The sequence below is a fragment of the Paeniglutamicibacter sp. NPDC091659 genome, assembly GCF_044756805.1.
In the GTDB taxonomy this organism is placed as follows: Bacteria; Actinomycetota; Actinomycetes; order Actinomycetales; family Micrococcaceae; genus Paeniglutamicibacter.
In genome coordinates this window covers 512,784-535,115 of sequence record NZ_JBIVTO010000002.1, presented here as the reverse complement: position 1 = coordinate 535,115, position 22,332 = coordinate 512,784, and the positions used below count along the sequence as shown (strand labels likewise).

Below are 22,332 nucleotides of genomic sequence, written 5' to 3'. Positions count from 1 at the left end.
TATCGAACGAACGGAAGGACGTTGAAATGAGCACTGTTGCAACGATGGTCATCGAGGCCCTGGCAAACCTTGGCGTCAAGACCATCTGGGGCGTCGTGGGCGACGCACTGAATCCGCTGACCGATGCCATCCGCACCAGCGACAAGGTGCATTGGGTGGGTGTTCGGCACGAAGAGGTCGCGGCATTTGCCGCCGGCGCACAGTCCCAGCTCACCGGAACCCTGGGTGTCTGCATGGGAACCGTCGGGCCGGGTTCGATCCACCTGCTCAACGGCCTCTACGACGCCAAGAAGTCCGGCACCCCGGTGCTGGCCATTTGCGGGCAGGTTCCCAGCGAGGAAATCGGCAGCGACTACTTCCAGGAGGTCAACAACGACCAGCTCTTCAGCGATGTGGCGGTCTTCGCCCGCACCGTGACGAGCCCCGCCCAGATGCCGTACCTGCTTGAGCAGGCGGTGAACACGGCCATGGCTCGCCGGGGCGTCGCGGTGCTGAGCATCCCCGGCGACATCGGCGGGGCGGAGCTGCCCAAGGGAGCGGTGCCGAACTTCATCGACGTGGAACAGCCGGCCGCCGCGCACCCCGATGCATTGCGGGCCGCGGCCGAGGCGCTGAACGCCTCGACCAAGGTGGCCATGCTGGTCGGAATGGGTGCCCGCGGCGCGAAGGGCTTGGTCCTGGCGACGGCGGAGCGGCTCGCCGCTCCCATGGTGCTGACGCTCAAGGCCAAGGAAGTGCTTGAGGACGGGAACGATTTCCAGGTGGGACAGGCGGGGCTGATCGGCAACCCGGGCGCCCAGCATGCCCTTGAGGACTGCCAGACGCTCCTGATGGTCGGCACCGACTTCCCCTACAGGGATTCCTACCCGCACGGCAAGACCGTCATCCAGATCGACAGCCGGGGCGAACACATCGGCCGGCGAACCGCCGTGGCCCACGGCGTGGTCGGGGACGCCGGGCTCTCCCTGGAGGCCCTGCTTCCGCTGCTGAAGCACCATACCGATCATTCCTTCATTGTCAGCGCGCGCGACAGGTACCAGCAGTGGACGCAGCGGCACGCACGGCTTGCGGACCCAAGCCATGACGAACACCTGGTGGGCAAGGTGCGCACCGCCGTGGACAACCCGGAGCACGCCATCCGTCCCGAGGCTGTGGCCGCCGCGATCGACAAGTACGCATCCGACTCCGCCATTTTCACCTCCGACACCGGGATGTCGACCGTGTGGCTGGCCCACTACGTCACCATGCGCGGGCAGCGCAGGCTGATCGGGTCCTACAACCTCGGGTCCATGGCGAACGCCATGCCCCAGGCCTTGGGCGCCTCGGCACTGGACCGCTCGCGCCAGGTGGTTGCCTTCTGCGGTGACGGCGGCCTGACCATGCTGATGGGGGACCTGCTGACGGCGGTCGCGTACGACCTGCCGGTCAAGTTGGTGGTGTTCAACAACGGCAGGCTGGGCATGGTCAAGCTGGAGCAGGAACAGGGCGGGCTGCCGGAATTCGGCACCGTGTTGAAGAACCCGAATCTGGCCGAGGTGGGCCGCGCCTGCGGCCTGCACGGAATCAGGGTCGAGGATCCGCACCAGCTGGATGCCGCCGTCCAGGAGGCCTTGGCGCATGACGGACCCGTGCTCTTGGACGTGGTGACGAATCCCGAAGAGGTGTCCGTTCCACCCAACGCCTCGGCCGGACAGGCCTGGGGCTTTGGCATGGCCAAGATCAAGGAGTCCCTGTTTTCCAAGGGTGAGTCCTGACGGGCGATTTGTGGTGCTGTTAGTGGAATCAGGCGTTCCTGGCCGGACGATCAGCAATACAGCGTATGGTTCGGGTAGGGGTACTTTCCCCTAACACTTGGGAATGTCCAGCATTCCCGGCTAGGACGGCACCACATGTCGAACAAATCACCGCGCAAGAGCGAAGCCAAGAAACCTTCCAAGTCCATCAAGGAGAAGCGGGCCGAGAAGCGCACCAAGGGTTCCGGCGACTCGATCACCGATCCGGTGCGCAAGGTTTCCAAGTAGCCGCACCGCGGTGTGGCCGGTCCATTGGGCCACTGTGAATGAACGCAGGAATGCCGGTTCCTCGGGGAAAAAGATCCTCGGGGAACCGGCATTCCTTTTGGCCGGGGCCGGCGAGCCTGCCGGTCGAAGTCGAGCGCTGGATCAAGAGCCGGCCGATGCGGGACCCCGCCAATCTACGCCATGGTCCTCGGCTCATAGGGATAGTCATCGGGATGGGACAAAATGTGTTCCCACCGCCTCGCAATCTCGGTATCCGGCGGCCTGAGCAGGCGGCTCACCACCTGGAGGGTCGGAATCAGCAGGAGCACGAAGGTGAAAAACGGAAAGAGCCCGGCAGCAGCCGATCCTGGTGTCAAAAAAGCGAACATTTTGGCGGTCACAATGGATACGCCAACGCAGGAAACAGCGACGTAGCCAACAGTGCGCGCGATCTCCATGGCGGTGAAGGGCCAAGACCTGCCTTCGACGCCAAACGGCTGTACGTAATATCTGCCCGGTGACCGATTACGAATCCCCATGGCACGCCTCCGCAGTGAGGACTGATGATTCCTTAAGTGTGATTCCCACAGAAAAGTCGGTCAAGGGGACCGAGAACCAAAGTCGATATGCTTCAAATCCGGATCTGGAGGACTTGCCGCCAATGCATTGGAGCAAGGCGATGAGTGACGACCGCCGGATGCTCCCCTTCAATCCGAACGGACCGGACGACGTCGGAGTCCAGTCTCGATCATCATGCGGTGCATTGACCGTGGCGCTCCGGTTCCATGGCGGCCTCGGGCATTTGCTCTACCGTGGTTGCGTGGGGGTTCCGACGGGCTGGACGTCGTTCACTTTCCGGGACAAGAAAGGCCTGTGTCCCCAGGATCTTTTTACCGGGGGCACAGGCCTTTCGATGCGTTTGGCGGGCGGCGCCTAGCGGGCTCCGGTGCCGCGGTAAATGCGGACCCAGGTATCCGGGGTGACGCCCAGCGAGCGGCGCTGGTCGGCAACGCTGACGGTCAGCGTCACGCGCCATTCCGGGCTCGGCTGGAATGCCTTGAGCAACGGGCCGTGCAGGGTTATGTTGCCGTCGGACACCTCAACGACCCGGCCCAAGTGCTCCGGACCCAGTTCGTCGGCGCGAACCAGGGTTTCGCGGCGAACGGCCGTGCGGCCGTGGGCCGGGCGAACCAGGGAGCGTGCCTCGCGCATTGCGGCTCCGCGGCGTTCGATCCGGACCTCGCGCTGGGCCTTGGTGCCGGCCGAGGAAAGCGGTGCGGGGGAGAAGCTGGAAATTGCCGTGATCCGGGTGACTGCCTCGGGATACTTCTTGACGATCTTGGCCCAGAATTCCTCGGGACCCTTGCCCATCAGGATGACAACGCGAAGGGTGGGGGCCAGGCGCAGGAGCCGGCTCATGGGCTCGAGCCCTGCATTCATCTGGGCTGCGTTCAGCCGGCCCGTCTCATCCTCGTTCCGGTACCAAGGGTAGGCATTCCACACGAGAACTTCCTTGGCGTCGATTCCGGCCCAGGCCAGAAGCTCCGCGTTGGCCTCGGCCAACGGATTGTCGTTTTCGGTGGAGAGGATATCCAGGCCCTCTTGCGGGCGGTGGGCCGCTTCCGGGGCGGGCATCAGGAACAGGATCGTTGCGTCGGTGCCGCCGTGCAGCGGAGCCGTGAACTGGACCGAGGCGCCCGCCTCGGCGGGGTTCTGCACACGCAGGTCTTCGACCAGGGAATTGATTGGAGCAACATGCTCGGCCCACAACTCCGCTTCTTGGGAGATCTTGAAGTCGGGGTCGTTCATCATGCGCGGCATTTCGGTTCTCTCTTGGAGCGGTTTGGTGGGAACGTAGGTTACAAGCATGGCATGGTCGACATGTCCGACCTACTAAACCTGCTCCCCATGGCGGTGACGATTAGCGCACACTCAACAGCGCGACTCAGGCCATGTCCTGTTTGATGAGGGCGGCAACGTTGGCCCAAACGACCTTTTGCTCCTGCCTGTGAACTGTGCTTTTGGCGCCCAAGGGGTGGAGTGAACGTACGACTTCCAACTGCGGATATGTCGCCTCCAGTTCCGGCAGGACGGCATCGGCGGCATCACGTGCCTTGCGGCCAAGCAGCAGGAGCAGGCGGAGGTTCGTCATCAACGACATGATTTCCAGCAGCGCCCGACCGCCCTCGAGTGCTTCCTCGGGCGTCAGGTCCTTCTTGTTCTCCCGTGGCCAGGGGTAGCCGTTCCATGGGCAGAAGTCCGCCGGGTCGATGCCGATTTCCGTCATCAGGTGCCGCTGCCGGTCCGAGGCCCGGTCGGGGTTTCGCAGGCACAGGAAATCCGGGACGAGCGCTTCCTCTCCCGGATCGTTGAGGACGCAGAGGACCGGCGCGTGGATCCCGCCGTGCCAGGGTGCCGCATGGGGGAGCCGGACCGCGCCCTTCGCATGGCTCAACCGATCCACCAGTTCATTGATGGGAGCCACGTGGGGCTTCGCCAACCCCGCGAACTGCTCGGCCCAGAATGGGTCGTCGAGTTGTGCGCGCTTCCAGTTGTCTGCCGGTGCCATTGCTTCCTTCTGTTCAGTGTCCGACTCGGGAGGATTCGTTCTTTGGGCGAGGACGCCGGGTAAACCTATGAATCCAGCCAGGACTCGAGTCCGAGGATGACCAAATCCAATCCGACTTCGAACTGGCTTCCAAAATCGTAGCCAGGTTTCATGACGACCTCGGTGGCGACCTCCAAGAGGTACGGGTACTGGCCCGATTCAAATTGCTCGACCATGGATGCTGCGACGTCGCTTACGGTCGTTGCGTCCCCGACGGGAATCGTCGATTCCTGCAACACGAAACCATAGATGTAGCTGTCGAGCAGGGCGTAGGCGCGGGCCGCCATTTCGACGGAAAAACCTGCGCGCCGCAGGATTCCGAGCGTTTCGTTGTGGTGTCGCAGGGTCGCCGACCCCGGGGAAGTCCGCGATTCGATCAGCCCCAGCGCCCACCTGTGCCTGTCCAGGACCGACCGCAGAGTCAGGGCCCGCTCCCGCATGGCCCGTTGCCAGGGATCGTCCTGGCGGAAGCGGGCCGAGTCAGCTTCCGCGAAGACCCTGTCCACCAGCCCATCGAGGATCTCCGACTTCTTGGCAACGTAGTAGTAGACGGACATGGGCTTCACACCCAATGCCACCGCCAGGGAACGCATGGTGAGTGACTCAAGCCCCACGTCGTCGGCCAGCTCCATGGCGCGGTCGAGCACCAGCTCGCGGCTCAATTGGGGCTTGGAGCCACCGGGTTCGGAAGTTTCGTTGACCATAGTGAGCCCACCCTATCGCATTTTCGTACATCGTAAGGTACATTTTCGTACATAGTACGAATTGCGGTGCCGTTCCGGCTCCGCATCCGAGAACGCAAGGCAGGGCAAGCCATGGAGAATCAACGCAAGGTACGGACAGTCGAATCCGAGGCGATGGCAGGCGGTCGTGCGCCATCCACCATGCGAGCGGTGATGTACCGGCGCTATGGCGGCCCCGAGGTGTTGGAATTTTCGGAGACAGCCAGGCCGGAACCGAAGCCTGGAAAGGTTCTGGTTCGTTTGGGTGCCGCTGGACTCGATCGCGGCACCTGGCATCTGATGGCCGGGGAGCCGCGCGCCGTCCGGCTGGCCATCGGTTTGCGCGCCCCTCGCAATCCTGTCCCGGGCATCGATTTTGCCGGCGAAGTGGTGGCGGTCGGCGACGGAGTTTCGGGATTTGCCGTCGGCGACCGAGTGCTGGGAGTGTCAGCCGGATCCTTTGCCGAGTATGTCCTGGCGGATGCCCGCAAGCTGGTCCAGCTGCCGAAGGGCATTTCATGGGAGCAGGCTGCCGCCTTGCCGACCTCCGGCGTCACTGCATTGCAGGCCCTGCAGAAGGCCGGGGTCCTCGGAGAGGACACCCGGATGCTGGTCACCGGGGCATCGGGCGGGGTGGGGTCATTCGTCGTGCAACTGGCAAAGCTGCGCGGAGTGCACGTAAGTGCCGAATGCTCGGCGCGCAAGATGGAATTCGTCTCCTCGCTCGGGGCCGACATCGTTTACGACCGCGCGGGTGGCGGTGCATATTCGAGGGACGCCGCCTATGACGTTGTCGTTGACATTGCCGGCAACCCGCCTGTCGCCACCCTTCGCCGCATTTTGGCAAAGGACGGGCGTGCGGTGATCGTCGGGGGCGAGGCGCCGGGCCCGAGTCTTACCGGCATGAACCGGCAACTGCGGGCTGTGCTCGTGTCCCCCTTCCTGCGGCAGTCCCTTTCCATGTTGGTCTCCGTCAACAAGAGGCAGGACCTGGCGGAGCTCGTGGAGTTGATGTCCGCGGGCAAGCTGGAGAGCAAGATCGACAAGATCTTCCGGCTGGGCCAGGCCCGCGAAGCCATGGAGTACCTCGTGGCCGGCGGTGTGTGCGGAAAGGTCGTGCTGGTTCCATGAGCCTTCGGGCACCCGAAAGCCGAAGCTGCGCGTGGATGCCCGGTGGCGTCCGCGCGCGGCTTCGGTGCGGTGCGGAGGGTGGCTAGACGGCGGACCAGCCGCCGTCGGAGGCCAAGACCACGCCATTGACGTTGCTGCCGTCATCGCTCAGCAGGAACGTGATTGAGGCGGCCAGCTGTGCCGCGGTGGCGGGTGCCGGGATGTTCGCACCCATCAGCGGGCCCAGAACCTCGATGGCCATGGGCGAATCCATCGGGGCTTCGATGTTGGTGATGGTGGCTCCCGGCGCGACGGCGTTGAAACGCAGGCCCTTCTTCCCGTAGATCACCGCGGAGTTCTTGGTCATGCCGATGACTGCGTGCTTCGAGGCCGTGTATGCTGCGCCGGCGGCCGAGCCGCGCAGGCCTGCCTCGGAGGAAATGTTGACCACCGAGCCGGCTCCGGCCTCGAGCATCAGGGGAACCACCGCACGGGTGAGGCGCATGGTCGCGTTGACGTTGATGTTGAACACGCGGTCCCAGGTGGCATCGTCAACCTCATGGACGGGCTGGAACCTGTCCATGATGCCTGCGACGTTGGCCAGCGCATCAACCCGGCCGTCGGCCGCCGCAACCACCTTGGCGATGGCCTCCTCTCTGGAGATGTCGCCCGCCACCGGGACCAGGTCAAGCTCCGCATGTTCCGCCACGAGGGTGTCGAGGCGCTCCTGGCTGATGTCCGCGGCAATGACCCTGCCGCCTTCGCGTGCGACGCGCAGCGCCGTGGCCTGGCCGATGCCGGAGCCCGCTCCGGTGACGATCACGGTTTTTCCCGCAAATCGGCCCGTGGTGGTGACTTCCTGCCAGGTGGTATCGGTGCTCATGGGACGTTCTCCTCAATGCCGGAAACTAAGACACCCACAGGTTATGACACGGCGTATCCTAAAACAATGGCCCATACTTGTGGCATGCCAGATAGCCCCACGACTCGGGAGGTCCGCGCGGCGGGCAGGCCCCCGAGCATCGACCCGGACGCCGTTGCCGCCGTTGCCGTGCGCCTTTTTGCCGCACGAGGCTACGAGGCCACATCGATGGACGAGGTTGCCGCGGCGGCCGGCATCGGGCGTAAGAGCCTGTACCGCTATTTCCCCAGCAAGCCGGCGTTGGTCTGGGGTGGTTTCGAGGTAGCGACCGCCGCCTCGCGGGAGATCCTTGGCCGACGGCATGAACCCGTGCCGGGCGATCCGCTAGAAGTGCTGCCCGCCGCGGCCGAGGCTTCGGTCCGGGCGCTGCCCGACCTGGCCGTCACGCGCGGCAGGTTGCGGTTGATCGCCGAGCACCCGGAACTCGGGGCGCAGTCCTACGCAATGCTGGGCGGCCAGCGGCAGGCGGTTGTTGATTTCCTGGTTTCCTCGGGACTGTCCGGCTCGGAGGCCTATTATGTTTCCGCCGCCTACTCGGCCGCGCTGTTTGCCGGGTGGCTGCGCTGGGCCCAGGGTGAGGACAAGGAACCCCTTCCTCACCTGCTGGAAGCCCTGCGCGTGCTGCGGATTCCGGGCTCCTAAGTCCGGCGGCAGGGCCGGTGTTTGTGGAATTCGACACGCTCCACCTCAAAAGAGGCGCATGGTCCATGATGGAGGGAATTCTCTGGCATAATGGAAACGTACTCGATTCGATGTGGCCCCTCTCTCCGCGTTGAATCCTGTCCTTTTTGAGTTGCTGCGGTATGGCCCGCCCCACGGGTGCAGAAACAGCGGCTCGCACATGTTGAGAAACAGGAGACCACTAAAGTGGCCGTTAAAATTCGTCTGAAGCGCTTCGGCAAGATGCGCGCACCTTACTACCGTATCGTCGTCATGGATTCGCGTTCCAAGCGCGATGGCCGTGCGATTGAAGAAATCGGCAAGTACCACCCGACCGAAGAGCCTTCGTTCATCGAGGTCACCTCGGATCGTGCACAGTACTGGCTCTCCGTCGGCGCCCAGCCGACCGAGCAGGTTGCCGCGATCTTGAAGATCACCGGTGACTGGCAGAAGTTCAAGGGCATCGAGGGCCAGGAAGGCACCTTGAAGTTCAAGCAGCCGAAGCCTGCTTTCGTTGTTCCGGAGAAGGGCTCGGTCATCCTGCCCGAGGCCATCACCAAGAAGGCTGAAAAGCCTGCCGCTGAAGCCGTTGAGGCAGAAGCAACCGAGGCTGAGTAGCCAGTGCTCGTAGATGCGCTGGATCACCTGGTACGTGGCATCGTAGACACCCCCGACGACGTGCAGGTCGCGTTGAAGGGGAACCGTCGCGGTGACATCCTTGAGGTGCGCGTGCACCCCGAGGATCTCGGTCGGGTCATTGGACGTCAGGGTCGCACCGCGAAAGCGCTGCGCACCGTGATTGCCGCTCTGGCAGACGAACCAATTCGTGTTGACGTTGTCGACACGGATCGTCGCCGGTAGCCAGCCTCTGACACATATTTTTGTGTAGCTGCGGCCCCACATTCCCGCAAGGGAAGCGTGGGGCCGCAGTGCGTTAAAGACAAAATGCGATGCAACGCTCACGGGACCCGCATGAGGGGCATCCCGCGGCCACGTAAGATTAGAAGCAAGACTTAGTGGTTTTCCGGCCTTCCCGCCGCAAAGCCGCGCCACCACCAGCACCGGATCCCCGGACCCCCACCTATTCAAGGAGAAAACGCATGCGCCTGCAGGTCGCCCGCATTGGCAAGCCACACGGTATCCGCGGCGAGGTGACGGTGCAGGTCTTGACCGATGCACCGGAAGACCGTTTTGTCCCGGGATCCGTCTTCGAGGTGGAGCACCCCGGCATCAAGACCCTCACCGTCGAGGGTGCGCGCTGGAACAAGGAAATCCTTCTGCTGGCCTTCGAGGAAATCCTCGACCGCAACACCGCCGAAACGATCCGCGGCGCAAAGCTGTTCATCGAAACCGATGACGTCGAGGACGAGGGCGAGGGCTGGTACGAGCACGAACTCGTGGACCTCGAGGCCCGCGTCAATGACAAGGTCATTGGCAAGGTCACCGCGCTGCGCACCGGAAACGTCCAGGACCTCCTGGTGGTCAAGTCCAACGACGGCGACGAGGTCTACGTTCCTTTCGTGGAGAGCATCGTTCCCGAGGTCAACATCGAGGGCGGCTACATCCTGATGACCCCGCCGGAAGGCCTCTTCGAGATCAACCGCGAGGACGCCGCCGACGAGAACCCGGGTCAGGAAGCCTAGCCCCGATGCGCATCGATGTCGTCTCCATCTTTCCCGAGTACCTGGCAGCGCTCGATCTTTCGCTGATCGGCAAGGCCCGCCGCGAAAACCTCCTGGACCTGAACGTCCACGACCTGCGCGACTACACCCACGACCGCCACCGCACGGTGGACGACACCCCGTACGGCGGCGGCGCCGGCATGGTCATGAAGCCCGAGCCCTGGGCGGCCGCGCTGGGCCGCATCGCCACCGAATCGCCGGTGGCCAAGGGCTCGGGCGACAAGCCGATCCTGATCGTGCCGTCGCCCGCGGGTGCCGTGTTCAACCAGGAAATGGCCTACGAGCTGGCCGAGGCCGAGCACCTGGCTTTCGCCTGCGGGCGCTACGAGGGCATCGACGAGCGCGTCATCGAATCCGCCGCCGAGGCCTTCGACGTCCGCCCGGTCTCCATCGGCGACTACGTGCTCAACGGGGGAGAAGTGGCGGTCCTGGCCATGGTAGAGGCCATCGGCCGGCTGATCCCCGGCGTCATCGGCAACCCGGAATCCCTGGTCGAGGAGTCCCACTCCGACGGCCTGCTGGAGTACCCGGTGTACACCAAGCCGGCCACCTGGGAGGGCCGCGAGGTCCCCGAGGTGCTGCTCTCGGGCAACCACGGAAAGATCGCCCGCTTCCGCCGCAACAAGCAGCTGGAACGCACCGCGGCGCGCCGCCCGGACCTGATCGTGCAGCTGGACGTCGCGACGCTGAACCGCCACGACCGCGACACCCTGTGGCACAGCGGCTTTGCCATCGTCGACGGCAAGATCGTCGCCAAGGGCGAGGCCGGGCAGGTCTAGGTCGAACAGGATCAGGGTCCGGTCGTAGTGGAGCCGGTCGTTGTGGCCTGGCTCGGTGATCCGGCGCTTTCGAGCAGCTGGACCACCGAGCTTTGCTTTAACCGGCGGGCGTGGTCCAACGCGGTCAGTCCCTGGGGGTCCTTGATGCCCAGGCCCGCCTCGTCGTCGATCAGCATCGCCACCACCTCCTGGTAGGGCTGCGACCCGTCGCCCTGGGTGACAGCCTCGAGCAGGCAGGTCAAGCCGCGGTCGTTCACGTGGTTCACATCGATGTCGTTGTCGATCAGGATCTCCACCGTTTCGGCGTAGCCATGCTCGCAGGCCGGGATCAGCGCGGTGTTCCCGTTGCGGTTGGTGGCGCGGAGGTCGGCCCCGTGCTCCAGGGTCAGGACCAGGATTTCGGTGAGCCCCGCGGCTCCGGCATAGAGGAACGCCGAGTCCCTCAGCTCGTCCTTCGCGTTCACGTTCGCGCCGTGCTCCATGAGTTCGCGCGCCGCCTCGATCGCGTTGGCCCTGGTTGCGGCGAGCAGCGCCGTCCGCGCGTCCTCCCCGCGGTAGTCCACGGGGGCGCCGGCCTCCAGCAGCCTGCCCACCTCGGCCGTGTCGTTGACCGATGCCGCGTGGATCAAGGCATGTCCCAGGACCGCCGCGGCGTCGGGATTCAAGGTTGCCGTGGGCGGGGTCGCCGGTGCCACGGACCCCGGCACGCCCGAGGTGGGGATGCCGCAGGCGCCGAGGCACAGGAGCGCGGCAATGACCGAACACGTGACCAGCTTCCGTACCGCGGGCGTCTTGGACATGGCCTCATCCTATTTCGCGGCAGGGGCGTGGTCGAGGCCATCGGGCGTCAGATTCCCGGCGCCAACGGCAACCTTGGTCCTCTGGCCTAGCGTCGCGCCCCGGCCTCCCGCAGCAGCCGGGCCACGGCGCCTTGCTGCATCCGCAGCGCATGCCCGAGCGCCGTGGTGCCTTCGGAATCCTCGATGTCCAGGTCCGCGCCGGCCGCGATCAGCAGCCGAACGACTTCCTGGTGGGCCGTGCCGCCGTCGCCCAGGACGACGGCCTCCAGCAGGCAGGTCCAGCCCAAGTTGTTCACGTGGTCCACGTCGATCCGGGTTGCCAGGAGCAACCCGATGGTTTCAAGGTGGGCGCGTTCGCAGGCGGGGATCAGCGCCGTGCCGCCGTAGCGGTTGATGCTGGCCACGTCGGCCCCGTGCTCGAGGGTGAGCGCCAGGATTTCGTCCAGGCCCTCGGCCCCGGCGTAGAGGAACGCCGAATCGGACATCGCGTCCTTGGCATTCACGTCGGCCCCCGCAAGGACCAGCTCGCGCACGGCCTCCACGGCGTTGGCGCGGGTCGCCACCACCAGCACCGGCCGATCCCGTGCATCCCGGTGGTCGGGGTTGGCCCCGGCCTCGAGCAGCCTGCGCACCCCGGGGCCGTCGTTCGCCACGGCCGCGGCCAGCAGCGCCGGGCCCAGCGCCGCGGCATTTTCGTTGGCGGTTTCGGGTGCGGCCCCGCGCGTGGGTGCCGGGGTTTCCGGAGCCCCGGTCTCCGGGGTGCTGCAGGCGCTCACCGCCAACAGCGCAGCAAGCAACGAACCAGTGGTCAGGACGCGAACCGGGCGTGGAAGGGGCATGGGCCCCATACTAGTTTCGGACCGCCGACGTGGTCGAGGCCCGGGACGTCCCGTGCCCCCGCGCCGGCCTGCTGCGGGGGAACACGGGACGGAATCCCGGTCTAGACCTTGGCCGGGACTTCCAGTTCGGGCAGATAGACCTTGCCCCCGGAGGCCAGGAACTCCCGGCTCTTGGCCCGCATCCCGTCGTACATCTGGGCGATGGCGGCCTGCGACTCGGCCGACCCGTACTCGTCCCTGATGTCCTGGCTGATGCGCATCGAGCAGAACTTCGGGCCGCACATGGAGCAGAAGTGCGCGGTCTTGGCCGGCTCGGCGGGCAGCGTCTCGTCGTGGAAGGACTCGGCGGTGACCGGGTCCAGCGACAGGGCGAACTGGTCGCGCCAGCGGAACTCGAAGCGCGCCTTGGACAGGGCGTCGTCCCGCGCGGAGGCACCCGGGTGCCCCTTGGCCAGGTCCGCGGCGTGGGCGGCGATCTTGTAGGTGATCACCCCGGTCTTCACGTCGTCCTTGTTCGGCAGGCCCAAGTGCTCCTTGGGCGTCACGTAGCAGAGCATGGCCGTGCCGTAGCGGGCGATCTCCGTGGCGCCGATCGCGCTGGTGATGTGGTCGTAGCCCGGTGCGATGTCGGTGACCAGCGGGCCGAGCGTGTAGAAGGGCGCGCCCTTGCACAGCTCCTGCTGGCGTTCGACGTTCTCCCGCACCAGGTGGAACGGGATGTGCCCGGGGCCCTCGACCATGACCTGCACGTCGTATTCCCAGGCCCTGGCCGTCAGCTCCGCGAGGGTGTCCAGCTCCGCGAACTGGGCCGCGTCGTTGGCGTCGGCGATCGATCCGGGGCGCAGCCCGTCGCCGAGCGAGAACGCGACGTCGTACTGGGCGAAGATCTCGCACAGCTCGTCGAAGTGCGTGTAGAGGAAGTTCTCCTGGTGGTGGGCCAGGCACCAGCCGGCCATGATGGCACCGCCGCGCGAGACGATGCCGGTGACCCGGTTGGCCGTCAGCGGCACGTAGCGCAACAGCACGCCCGCGTGGATGGTCATGTAGTCGACGCCCTGCTCGCACTGCTCGATCACCGTGTCGCGGAAGATCTCCCAGGTCAGTGCGTTGGCCTCGCCGTTGACCTTTTCCAGAGCCTGGTAGATCGGCACGGTGCCGATGGGAACCGGGGCGTTGCGGATCAGCCATTCGCGGGTGGTGTGGATGTCGTCGCCGGTGGACAGGTCCATCACGGTGTCGGCGCCCCACCGGGTGGCCCACTGCAGCTTGTCGACCTCCTCGGCAATGGAACTTGTCACCGCGGAGTTGCCGATGTTGGCGTTGATCTTCACCAGGAACGCCTTGCCGATGACCATTGGCTCGGACTCGGGGTGGTTGATGTTGTTCGGGATGATCGCCCGGCCGGCCGCGACCTCGCTGCGCACCAGCTCCACGTCACAGTTCTCGCGCAGGGCGACGAAGCGCATTTCCGGGGTGGTGATGCCCCGGCGGGCGTAGTGCATCTGGGTCACCCGTTTCCCGGGATCCGCGCGCCGGGGTTCCGGCTTGGCTCCCTTCCACTCGGCCGAGGCGGCCCCCCGGCGCATCGCCGACTTGCCGTCGTCGAGCAGGTTGCGTTCGCGGCCCGCGTACGTCTCGGTGTCCGAGCGGTCCGCGATCCACGGCGCGCGGAACGGCGGCAGCCCCACGACCGGGTCGCTGCCCGGACCCGCGGTGCGGTACACCCGCAGCGGGGCGTTGGGCTGGCCGCCGGGGGAGGGTTCCAGCGCGATCTCGGTCACCGGGACCCGGATCCCGGAATCGGCATCCTCGAGGTAGGCCAGCGAGTGGGACCTCAGGGATTGGGTTTCGGTTGCCTCGGGGGCGTCTTGGGCAGGGTTGATCGTTGTTTCGATGGTGCTCAAGGAGTACTCACTTCCTTCGCCGGCATTACCCGGACAGGTTCAACGGTCGCAAGCTGCGTCAGCTCGATCTCAGCCCCTGCAAGGGCTCCCGTGTGGTCGTAAGTGAAGCTACAGCACATTCCGCCGAAGGGTCAAATGTAACGTCGGACACGCGTGGCGCCGCCTCGACACCGAGCCGTGGGTGCCGCCGATCGCCCGGCGACGGCGGAACGCGGGTCGGGTGTGCCGAAGAATCGCGACCGCGGGAGCAGCTCCCGGGGTGCCGGACTTCGCCGCATGGCCGGGAGTATGGCAAAATGGATTCTTGGGTCTACTGGGTTCTGCTCCTGCCGCAGGGGGAACGAGTCAACAGTTGATCCGCCGAGGATCCGCAAACGGGTCCCGGTACCAAGCTTCGGAACACCAAATCTTTCTGCCGTCGCGCTTTTGTGCGTCGGGGAAAATAAGTGTCCCGTGTCTAAGGTAGGTGACCTGCGGCGTCTGCCTAGGAGATGCATTCATGCATATTCTCGACTCTGTCGATGCAGCCTCGCTGCGCACCGATGTCCCGGCTTTCCGCCCGGGTGACACCGTCAAGGTTCACGTAAACATCATCGAAGGCAAGAACTCCCGTGTCCAGGTCTTCCAGGGCTTCGTCCTTGGTCGCCAGGGTGACGGCGTTCGCGAAACCTTCACCGTTCGCAAGGTCTCCTTCGGCGTCGGCGTAGAGCGTACCTTCCCGGTACACTCCCCGGTCCTCGAAAAGATCGAACTGGTTTCCCGCGGCGACGTTCGCCGTGCGAAGCTGTTCTACATGCGCGATCGCCACGGCAAGGCTGCGAAGATCCGCGAAAAGCGCGACTTCCGCACCGCCAAGTAGTAAGAAAAGCGAGAACCTTCGTTTCCGCCTTCGCGCGGTCACGGGGATCCATCGTGGATCAACCTACAGAATCGGAAAGTTTTTCCGCTTCAGCAAAGCGCCGGTCCCGTTCGCGGGGCTGGCGCTTTGCCGTTGGCGCCCTCATGGCCGCGGCAGTGATCACCTTGGTGATCCGTGCAACGATCATTGATTTCTACTACATCGGTTCCGCCTCCATGGAATCGACGTTGAACCCCGGTGACGGGCTCTTGGTGAACCGCCTTGCCTACAAGTCAGAGCCCATCAAGCGCGGCGACATCATCATTTTTGACGGCCGTGGCTCCTTCCTGCCCTATCAAAGTCCCAATGCCGTGGATTCCCTTGCCTGGGCACTTCGCCTTGCCGGCAACGACTCGGTGTACGTCAAGCGTGTCATCGGCGTGGCAGGGGACACCGTCGCCTGCTGCGGGCCGGACGGCAAGCTCAGCGTCAACGGCCATCCGCTGGATGAGCCCTACCTCTATGCCGGCGACAAGCCCAGCGAGCAGGAGTTCACCGCCAAGGTTCCGCACGGCCGCATTTGGGTCATGGGCGACCACCGCTCGGTCTCCGAGGACTCCCGGGCGTTGCTCGGTGCGCCCGGCGGCGGCATGATTTCTGTCGACAGGGTCCTAGGGCAGGCCCGTGAGGTCATTTGGCCGCTCGACCGCAAGCGTCCCGTGGGCGACGGAACCACGGAGCCAGACACCGCATCGGCGCCCGAGTAGCAGCCAGGCCCCTCGGATTCCCCGCCACACATGAGCGGTTGCGGGGCTCCCAAGGTGTCGCCGCAATAGTGGCGCCGGGACTTCGTTCCCGCATGGCCTCGGGTTAGAGTGACACCCTGCGGTCAAACGTTGCTCGTTTTGTGCCCGGTCCGGATGTCCCCAACGCATCCGAGAATGCAACATGCCGGACACCACCTCGATGGGGAGAACACCACATGCACGAATCGTCACTGACCTTCCTAAGGCGTGCCGGTGTTGCCGCCGCCACCGCGGCCTTCGTGATGGGCAGCAGTCTCGTGGCCGGACCCCCGCCGGCAACCGCCGGGCAGACGTCGAATCCCGGCGTCACGACGCTAACCGCCATCACCGCGGCCGCATCTGATGTTCGGGATGAGGATTTGCCCCAAGGGCTTGCCGAGGCGGTGAAGCGCGACCTGGGCATGGGCGTCGAAGAGTTCAGGGCCCAGGGCGAGCTCGTTGCCGTTGCGGATCGGCTCCGCACGGATCTACGGAAGGCAAAACTCAAGGGATCCTTTGCCATTGAGGGCAACAAGATAGCCGTCAAGGTCGGTGTTGCTGCACATGCCGCCGTCACCCAAAAGCTGGACACGCTGACGCGGGGCACCGGGGTCGAGCTCGCAATTTCCACTGACGAAGCGAGCACAGCGTCCGCTTCCGCGACTGCCCCCGCACCGACCAAGAAGAGTCCTACGGACGTCGATGAGCTGTACAGGGCGTACGTTGCGTCGGTCGATCCAGACACGCTCAGCCAACTCCAGGCGGTCATGGAGACCGCCGACGGCTTCGTGATCCGCTCCGGCGGAGGCGCCAAGGACGCACCTGCCCGTCCCGCCGCGCGCGTCCTGACGTCCGGCGGCAATCTGACCCCGGAGGAATTCGCGACCCAGTACCCCGATGTCAGCATCCACGATGCCGAGGGACCCGCAACCGTGTCAGCGTCCAACGACGTGCTCGGCGGTATGGCGTACAGTGCGCCATTCGGCCAGGGCTACACCTTGTGTTCGGTGGGTTTCAACGGTTTCAATGCCACTGGCGCCCGCGCCGCACTCTCGGCCGGCCACTGCACGCGTGACGGGCAGATTGATCAGGTCTTTGTTGCCGAGCACAGCGCACCGGATGCACTCGTGGATCCGAGTGCCCCATTCGGTGCCCCATTCGGTTCCTTCGGCTTCTCCCAATTCGGTGGCCCCGGCAACACCGCAATCCTTACCGACGGCACACATGTGCTTGGAAACATTGGCACCGACATTTCGGTGCTGGACAAGATCGATCCTTCACTGCGGCAGCAACCGCTAGTCACCGACTGGAAGAAAGGCGTCGATGAGCGTGATTCCGGAACCAAGGTTACGGGAGTGGCAAGCGCCGTCATCGGGTCACCCGTCTGCAAGTCAGGCCGGACAACGGGCTGGACCTGTGACCTGGTTGACGAGGTGGGGATCTTCTTCGTCGGAGGGTTCAAGAACAACACCACGGACCTTCGCGGCATCCGCGGCTTTGGCATGCCCAACCCCAAGTTCTCCAAGGCCTTCGAGGGCGATTCCGGCGGGTCGGTCATTTCAGGCGGCAACGCGGTGGGGATTACCAGCGCGATTTCTGGGAACAAACAGGATGAACGGAGCCGTGCCTATTTCGCCGACATCAAACAAGCGCTCAAGCAGGCCAAGGGCTACACCATCAAGCTCTTTGTCAACGCCCCCAAACTCACCACGCCGGCCAAGGGTGCGAGCCTGAAGGCCGGTGCGAAGATTTCCGGAACGGTTGCATCGGCACCATCCGGCTCGACGGTCCAGGTGGTCTCCTCCGGCAAGAAGATCGCCACGGCCAAGATCTCCAAGGGCGCCTTCAGCTTCAAGGCCCCTGAAAAGCTCGGCACGTTCACGTTCACGGTTCAGACGGCCAAGGGCTTCAGCAAGTCCCGAGCCACCTCGGGTTCCGTCAAGCTGGCCATGCCGGCCCCGAGATTCACGGCACCCAAAAACGGGGCGACCACCGCCGGTGCCGTGACCAAGATTGCCGGCAAGGGATTTCCCGGCGCCACGGTCAAGCTCTCCGGCGCCGTCAAGGGCAAGGCAACGGTCAACAAGGACGGCAACTGGAGCAAAAAGACAAGCGCACTGGGATACGGCGGACACAAGATCATCGCTACGCAGTCCAAGGGCTCCTACGTCTCCCGGGCGACTGTCGTTTCCTTCAAGGTTGCCGTTCGCGCCCCGGTCATTGCCGCCCCGGCACGCGACAGGGTCTCGACCAAGGCGCCGCGCGCCATTTCGGGAACCGGCATTCCAGGGGCCACGCTGAAGCTCAGCGGGGCAGTCACCAAGAGCCTTGTCATCGGCGGGGACGGCACGTGGAGCGTCAAGCTGAAGCGCACCTGGTCCTACGGCAGCCACGGCATCAAGGCAACGCAGAAAGTCGGCAAGCACACCTCGGGAAGCGCCCGGACCAGCTTCAAGCTCATCCCAGTGGCGCCATCAATCGAATCCCCGACCGCGGGCAAGAAAATCGCGTATGGCAAGGCGTCCACCACGATCTCCGGCCGCGGCATCAGCGGTGCAACGGTGAAGGTCACCCTGGGCAGCGCCAAAGTGAGTGCCACTGTTGTCCGGGGAACCTGGAAGGTGCGGATCCCCGGAACCTTGAAGGCCGGTTCCCACACGGCAAGAGCCGTGCAGGTTCTCAACAAGACCTCCTCGGCACCCGCCAAGGTCACGTTCAGCGTCGCCGGGTCGGGCGCATAACAGGTGTCGGCATCCGTCGGCCAGGCCGGGCCGGCCGACGGATGCCGAATCCCGCGTCGACGTGGGAGCCCTCTCCGAACCTTCGCGCCCCATAGGCAAATTGCCAGCGTCGCAACGTAGGCTTGGAGGCGGCGGCGCGCAAGCAGCCGACGGCACCCAACACCGGTGCCACACGAAGCGCATGCCGCCAAGACAGCAGTTAGACACCCCTGAAAGGGCCCCACGCACGTGACGCACGCCAGCGAGCCAGCAGCAGCATCGGAACGACCCCGCCGGAAACGGAATCCCTTGTGGGCGGCGGTGCGGGAAATCCTCATCGTTGTCGTCGTCGCCTTGGTGATCTCCCTGGTGGTGAAGACCTTCTTCTTCAGGGCCTTCTACATTCCTTCGGGATCGATGGAAGAAACCCTGCAGAAGAACGACCGCATCTTCGCGAACCTCATGGTCCCCGGTCCCTTCGAACTCACCCGCGGCGACGTCGTGGTCTTCCGCGACGACCAGGGCTGGCTTCCGCCCATCGCCTCTACCGTAACAAACCCGGTCGACGAATTCTTCGCCTTCGTCGGCCTGGTTCCGGACGCATCCAACCAGCACCTGATCAAGCGCATCATCGGCATGCCAGGTGACACCGTCAAGTGCTGCGCCCCGGACGGAAAGCTGACCGTCAACGGCGTCGAAATCACCGAACCCTATATCTACCCCGGCGATGCGCCCTCGGAGCAGGAATTCGCCAAGGTGGTCCCGGAAGGCAAGCTCTGGGTCATGGGTGACCACCGTGCCGAATCCGCAGATTCGCGCTACCACGAGGACGTGCAGGACGGGTTCGTCGACATTTCCTCGGTCGAGGGCAAGGCCTCGGTCATCTCCTGGCCGCTGGACCGCATCGGGGGGATCTCCAACCACCCGGAGGTCTTCTCCAGCGTGCCGGCCCCCAAGAGCCCGGCCACCAAGAACTAATGGCTTCACAACCACCCACCCTCGAACACGAGCGTGCCCTGGCCGCCCGCGGGGGCCACAAGCTCATCGGCGCCGCGGACGAGGTCGGCCGCGGCGCGCTGGCCGGACCGGTGTCCGTCGGCTACGTCGTCATCGACCCGAACGGCGTCCCGGACCTGCCCGGCGTGCGTGATTCCAAGCTGCTGAACGCCGAACAGCGCCACATCCTGGTTCCGCTGATCAAGGAATGGGCCGCGGGCTGGGGAGTCGGGCATGCAAGCGCCGCGGAGATCGACGAACTCGGCCTGGTTCCCGCGCTGCGGCTTGCCGGCCTGCGTGCCGTCACGGCGGCGGGCGTGGATGCCGACGCGGTGCTGCTGGACGGGAACCTGGACTGGCTCTCGGCCACCAGGCAGCCCACTCTGCTCGATTCGCTGATGCCAGGATTCGGGGAACCCGACGACGTCGACGGCCTGCTGATCCCCGTGCAAACCCTGATCAAGGGCGACTTGCTGGCGCTGTCCATCGCCGCGGCGTCGATTTTGGCCAAAGTCGAGCGCGACGAGCTGCTCGATGGCTACGATAGTGAACACCCGGCGTACGGTTGGATACAAAACAAGGGGTACGGCACCACGGGGCACCGGCAGGCAATCGTCGAGCACGGGGCCACCGGGTACCACCGCAAGACCTGGCAGCTCACACCCAAGGGCTAGGGAATCGCACAAGGAAGGCGAGGGAGCAACATGAGTGCCGAAGATCTTGAAAACTATGAAGCGGATTTGGAACTGCAGCTCTACCGCGAATACAAGGACGTGGCGAACCTCTTCAACTTCGTGGTGGAAACCGAACGGCGTTTCTACCTGGCCAACGGGGTGGACCTGAAGACCCGCTCGGCCGACGGGGAGGTCTTCTTCGACCTGACCCTCACCGACGCTTGGGTGTGGGACGTCTACCGCACGGGCCGCTTCGTGAAGTCGGTGCGCATCGTGACCTTCAAGGACGTGAACATCGAGGAACTGAACCGCGACACAGACCTGGCCATGCCCAAGGACGGCCTGGACCTGGGCTGAGTGCCCACCCGGTCCGGCCACCTGCCGCCGCACCGCGCCTTCCACTGCCCCGCATTCCACCACGGAACGCGGGGCAGCGCTGTATGTGCGTGGCCTGTTGGCGCCGGGAGCAGTTGCCCGACGGACGACAGGGGACCCCGCCGCGAACGGCAGCCATTTGCGGGGACGCATTGGTAGGCTCATCGAAACACCGGAATTACAGGTCAACCGTCGGTTGAGGGGTCTTGCCGAGATCCCGTACCCGAGTCACGAGGAGCCCACACTCATGGTCCAGGACCAAACGCCCTCCGAAACGCCCGATGAGCCGGCGCTCGCCGAGCTCGGCGGCTTCACCGTCGGATTCGTCGTCAACGACACCCCGGGCAACCGCCTGAACCTGGACTCCATCGGCCCGTCCTTCGACGGCGGGAAGCCTGCCCCGGAGGCCGGAAAACGCGCCTTCACCAAGGGCATTGCCGAACTCCACACGGCGCTGGAGAACTATTCGCGGGTGCTGGCAGGGCATGAGGGTGATTTCGATGCCGTCTTCGACGAATTCGACACCGGTTCGCCGCTGCTTGAAGCCTCGGACGCCGTCCACCAAGCGCTCTTTGGCCTCAATGTCGGCCACGAGGCCTACACCGGCTTCGCTTTCCTGAGCGACCCGCTCATGCGCGACTCGTCGGGCGCCGGGGAGCATCAGGACCCAGACGGTGCGGAATACGGGGAGTGGGACGACGCCGGGGAGGAGCAAGAGGAAGAGCACGACGAAAACCGCTACGGTCCCTCGGGCCCGGCGCTCGGCGTCACGATCGCGCTAAACCAACTCCTGCATTCGGGTGGAGGCCTGCTGGTTCAGCTGGCCACGGCCAAGGTCTACGGATCTGGGGTCATGCTTGGGATTGAGTGCGCGCAAATTCGTGCGGAAAGCGAAACGGACGCGGACTGGCAACGCCGGGTCAATGCCTGGCAAGGATCCCTCGAGCTCGCCTTCAGCGCCGACGACCCGGCGGGAAGGGTTGACTACACCGACACCTTCGGCAGCGGGGGTGCCGCATTTGCCTCCGGCTTCGTGATCTACGGCAACGACTTGTGGATCCCGAACCTGCAGGCAGCCCGGGAACTACATTGCACGCTGCGCATCGACCGGCTGATGAATGACCGGAAAAAGACGCCGCGGCTGAACCTTGCATTCGACCTCGACCCCGCAGTGCTGCGCGAAGCCGCGGCCCGGGGCCACCGGCCGGACGCAAAGGCGTGGGTCGACGCCCGCGAGAAGAAATCGAAGCGAAAATCGACTCCGACAAACATGACCCCGGGGGATCGCGTGACATTGTTCGACGGCACGATCCACGTGGCCTACGGCCAGTTCTACATCCTCCCCGAAGGCGACTACGACATCGACATGGATGAAGCGTTTCGCGGCCAAAGCAACGGCCTGTGCGGTGCCGCGGCGCACCCGGGAGTCTTCTTCATTACGGGCATGCACACCGGACACGTTGGACTCTCGGTACACCTGAACGACAGCGAACCTGCCCTCGACCAGGAATGGGAAGAAGTTGTCGAGGTCCCGTACGAGGTGACCGAAGGGATCTGCCTGACGGAATGGGGCGGACCGTCCCTGGACCGCTTAGCGATTCCGCTTGGCCGCTACCGGCTTCGCTATGCGGGCATCAAGATGGACGAGGGGCATGAGCAAGACTGCATCCTCGAAGAGGAAAACACCGTCGACAGGTACCGGATCGACCTGTGGCCCGCCACCGGATCCACAGGTGACCGAATCATTCGGCAGCATGGCGAGCAGGCCGCCTACTGGCACTGCTCCGTGGGCTAGCGCCGGCTGCCTGGGACCGTGCCTCGGCTTATCCACATTCCCGACGGTCCCGACCCCGCATGGCTGCTTGAGCGGCCACGCTAAGTGCAATGAACCATTCAGGCCGGGCGCTCGCCGAGTCCC

At 64.9% G+C, this 22,332-nt stretch carries 24 protein-coding genes and 1 riboswitch; of the genes, 16 read left to right on the top strand and 8 right to left on the bottom strand.

The window, feature by feature from the left end; all coding sequences use genetic code 11:
- The first annotated feature begins 26 nt into the window (after positions 1–26).
- Complete coding sequence (locus tag ACIQLF_RS07535; RefSeq protein ID WP_400296303.1) at positions 27–1,754, top strand: thiamine pyrophosphate-dependent enzyme; 1,728 nt, start codon at positions 27–29, stop codon at positions 1,752–1,754.
- Positions 1,755–1,889: 135 nt separating this feature from the next.
- Entirely contained in the window at positions 1,890–2,021 is a 132-nt protein-coding gene (locus tag ACIQLF_RS07530; RefSeq protein ID WP_400296300.1) for a hypothetical protein, read from the top strand.
- A gap of 173 nt (positions 2,022–2,194) precedes the next feature.
- Here the strand turns inward: ACIQLF_RS07530 and ACIQLF_RS07525 are convergent, their stop codons facing one another.
- Positions 2,195–2,458: a hypothetical protein gene (locus tag ACIQLF_RS07525; protein ID WP_400296298.1), complete on the bottom strand. Its 264-nt coding sequence runs from the start codon at positions 2,456–2,458 to the stop codon at positions 2,195–2,197.
- Positions 2,459–2,517: 59 nt separating this feature from the next.
- Between ACIQLF_RS07525 and ACIQLF_RS07520 the strand changes: the two genes are divergently transcribed.
- Positions 2,518–2,937 (top strand): hypothetical protein, encoded by a 420-nt coding sequence (locus tag ACIQLF_RS07520; RefSeq protein ID WP_400296296.1) that lies wholly within the window; start codon positions 2,518–2,520, stop codon positions 2,935–2,937.
- Here the strand turns inward: ACIQLF_RS07520 and ACIQLF_RS07515 are convergent.
- From ACIQLF_RS07515 to ACIQLF_RS07505, 3 genes are all read right to left on the bottom strand, one after another.
- Positions 2,934–3,812, bottom strand: coding sequence for a hypothetical protein (locus ACIQLF_RS07515; protein WP_400296293.1), 879 nt, complete (start codon positions 3,810–3,812; stop codon positions 2,934–2,936). The genes ACIQLF_RS07520 and ACIQLF_RS07515 overlap by 4 nt on opposite strands.
- Before the next feature lie 133 nt (positions 3,813–3,945).
- Positions 3,946–4,569 carry a hypothetical protein gene (locus ACIQLF_RS07510; RefSeq protein ID WP_400296291.1) on the bottom strand — a complete coding sequence of 208 codons (624 nt, stop codon included), beginning with the start codon at positions 4,567–4,569 and terminating at the stop codon, positions 3,946–3,948.
- 65 nt (positions 4,570–4,634) lie between these two features.
- Positions 4,635–5,312, bottom strand: coding sequence for a TetR/AcrR family transcriptional regulator C-terminal domain-containing protein (locus ACIQLF_RS07505; RefSeq protein ID WP_400296288.1), 678 nt, complete (start codon positions 5,310–5,312; stop codon positions 4,635–4,637).
- A gap of 111 nt (positions 5,313–5,423) precedes the next feature.
- Here ACIQLF_RS07505 and ACIQLF_RS07500 point away from each other — a divergent pair, with 111 nt between their 5' ends.
- Complete coding sequence (locus ACIQLF_RS07500) at positions 5,424–6,461, top strand: NAD(P)-dependent alcohol dehydrogenase (protein WP_400296285.1); 1,038 nt, start codon at positions 5,424–5,426, stop codon at positions 6,459–6,461.
- Between the two features lie 82 nt (positions 6,462–6,543).
- Here the strand turns inward: ACIQLF_RS07500 and ACIQLF_RS07495 are convergent, their stop codons facing one another.
- Positions 6,544–7,323, bottom strand: coding sequence for an SDR family NAD(P)-dependent oxidoreductase (locus ACIQLF_RS07495; protein ID WP_400296282.1), 780 nt, complete (start codon positions 7,321–7,323; stop codon positions 6,544–6,546).
- Positions 7,324–7,407: 84 nt separating this feature from the next.
- Here ACIQLF_RS07495 and ACIQLF_RS07490 point away from each other — a divergent pair, with 84 nt between their 5' ends.
- The 5 genes from ACIQLF_RS07490 to trmD all read left to right on the top strand — a co-directional run bounded on the left by ACIQLF_RS07490 (position 7,408) and on the right by trmD (position 10,483).
- Entirely contained in the window at positions 7,408–8,004 is a 597-nt protein-coding gene (locus tag ACIQLF_RS07490; protein ID WP_400296279.1) for a TetR family transcriptional regulator, read from the top strand.
- A 225-nt stretch (positions 8,005–8,229) separates the two neighbouring features.
- Complete coding sequence (gene rpsP / locus ACIQLF_RS07485; RefSeq protein ID WP_068733244.1) at positions 8,230–8,640, top strand: 30S ribosomal protein S16; 411 nt, start codon at positions 8,230–8,232, stop codon at positions 8,638–8,640.
- Between the two features lie 3 nt (positions 8,641–8,643).
- Complete coding sequence (locus ACIQLF_RS07480; RefSeq protein WP_209996586.1) at positions 8,644–8,883, top strand: RNA-binding protein; 240 nt, start codon at positions 8,644–8,646, stop codon at positions 8,881–8,883.
- 239 nt (positions 8,884–9,122) lie between these two features.
- Positions 9,123–9,665, top strand: coding sequence for a ribosome maturation factor RimM (rimM, locus tag ACIQLF_RS07475; RefSeq protein ID WP_400296275.1), 543 nt, complete (start codon positions 9,123–9,125; stop codon positions 9,663–9,665).
- Positions 9,666–9,670: 5 nt separating this feature from the next.
- Complete coding sequence (gene trmD, locus ACIQLF_RS07470; protein WP_400296273.1) at positions 9,671–10,483, top strand: tRNA (guanosine(37)-N1)-methyltransferase TrmD; 813 nt, start codon at positions 9,671–9,673, stop codon at positions 10,481–10,483.
- 11 nt (positions 10,484–10,494) lie between these two features.
- On the opposite strand, the gene ACIQLF_RS07465 is transcribed toward trmD, so the two are convergent.
- The 3 genes from ACIQLF_RS07465 to thiC form a co-directional block, all read right to left on the bottom strand.
- Positions 10,495–11,283, bottom strand: coding sequence for an ankyrin repeat domain-containing protein (locus ACIQLF_RS07465; protein ID WP_400296270.1), 789 nt, complete (start codon positions 11,281–11,283; stop codon positions 10,495–10,497).
- Between the two features lie 86 nt (positions 11,284–11,369).
- Entirely contained in the window at positions 11,370–12,122 is a 753-nt protein-coding gene (locus tag ACIQLF_RS07460) for an ankyrin repeat domain-containing protein (protein ID WP_400296267.1), read from the bottom strand.
- Positions 12,123–12,223: 101 nt separating this feature from the next.
- Positions 12,224–14,026, bottom strand: a complete 1,803-nt coding sequence (gene thiC / locus ACIQLF_RS07455) for a phosphomethylpyrimidine synthase ThiC (RefSeq protein ID WP_400296265.1) — start codon at positions 14,024–14,026, stop codon at positions 12,224–12,226.
- A riboswitch (TPP riboswitch) is annotated at positions 14,021–14,128 on the bottom strand. It overlaps the preceding gene by 6 nt.
- 397 nt (positions 14,129–14,525) lie before the next feature.
- Here thiC and rplS point away from each other — a divergent pair.
- The 7 genes from rplS to ACIQLF_RS07420 all read left to right on the top strand — a co-directional run bounded on the left by rplS (position 14,526) and on the right by ACIQLF_RS07420 (position 22,209).
- Positions 14,526–14,885, top strand: a complete 360-nt coding sequence (gene rplS, locus ACIQLF_RS07450) for a 50S ribosomal protein L19 (protein WP_400296262.1) — start codon at positions 14,526–14,528, stop codon at positions 14,883–14,885.
- 143 nt (positions 14,886–15,028) lie between these two features.
- Positions 15,029–15,631: a signal peptidase I gene (lepB, locus tag ACIQLF_RS07445; protein WP_400296260.1), complete on the top strand. Its 603-nt coding sequence runs from the start codon at positions 15,029–15,031 to the stop codon at positions 15,629–15,631.
- A 215-nt stretch (positions 15,632–15,846) separates the two neighbouring features.
- Positions 15,847–18,390: a S1 family peptidase gene (locus tag ACIQLF_RS07440; RefSeq protein ID WP_400296257.1), complete on the top strand. Its 2,544-nt coding sequence runs from the start codon at positions 15,847–15,849 to the stop codon at positions 18,388–18,390.
- A 228-nt stretch (positions 18,391–18,618) separates the two neighbouring features.
- A complete protein-coding gene (gene lepB / locus ACIQLF_RS07435) occupies positions 18,619–19,347 on the top strand; it encodes a signal peptidase I (RefSeq protein WP_400296255.1) in 729 nt (242 codons plus the stop codon).
- Positions 19,347–20,039: a ribonuclease HII gene (locus ACIQLF_RS07430; protein WP_400296253.1), complete on the top strand. Its 693-nt coding sequence runs from the start codon at positions 19,347–19,349 to the stop codon at positions 20,037–20,039. The genes lepB (ACIQLF_RS07435) and ACIQLF_RS07430 overlap by 1 nt, the downstream gene beginning before the upstream one ends.
- Positions 20,040–20,069: 30 nt before the next feature.
- On the top strand, positions 20,070–20,396 hold the full coding sequence (locus ACIQLF_RS07425; protein WP_400296250.1) for a DUF2469 domain-containing protein: 327 nt from the start codon (positions 20,070–20,072) through the stop codon (positions 20,394–20,396).
- A 265-nt stretch (positions 20,397–20,661) separates the two neighbouring features.
- Positions 20,662–22,209: a hypothetical protein gene (locus ACIQLF_RS07420; RefSeq protein ID WP_400296247.1), complete on the top strand. Its 1,548-nt coding sequence runs from the start codon at positions 20,662–20,664 to the stop codon at positions 22,207–22,209.
- Positions 22,210–22,332 lie beyond the last annotated feature (123 nt).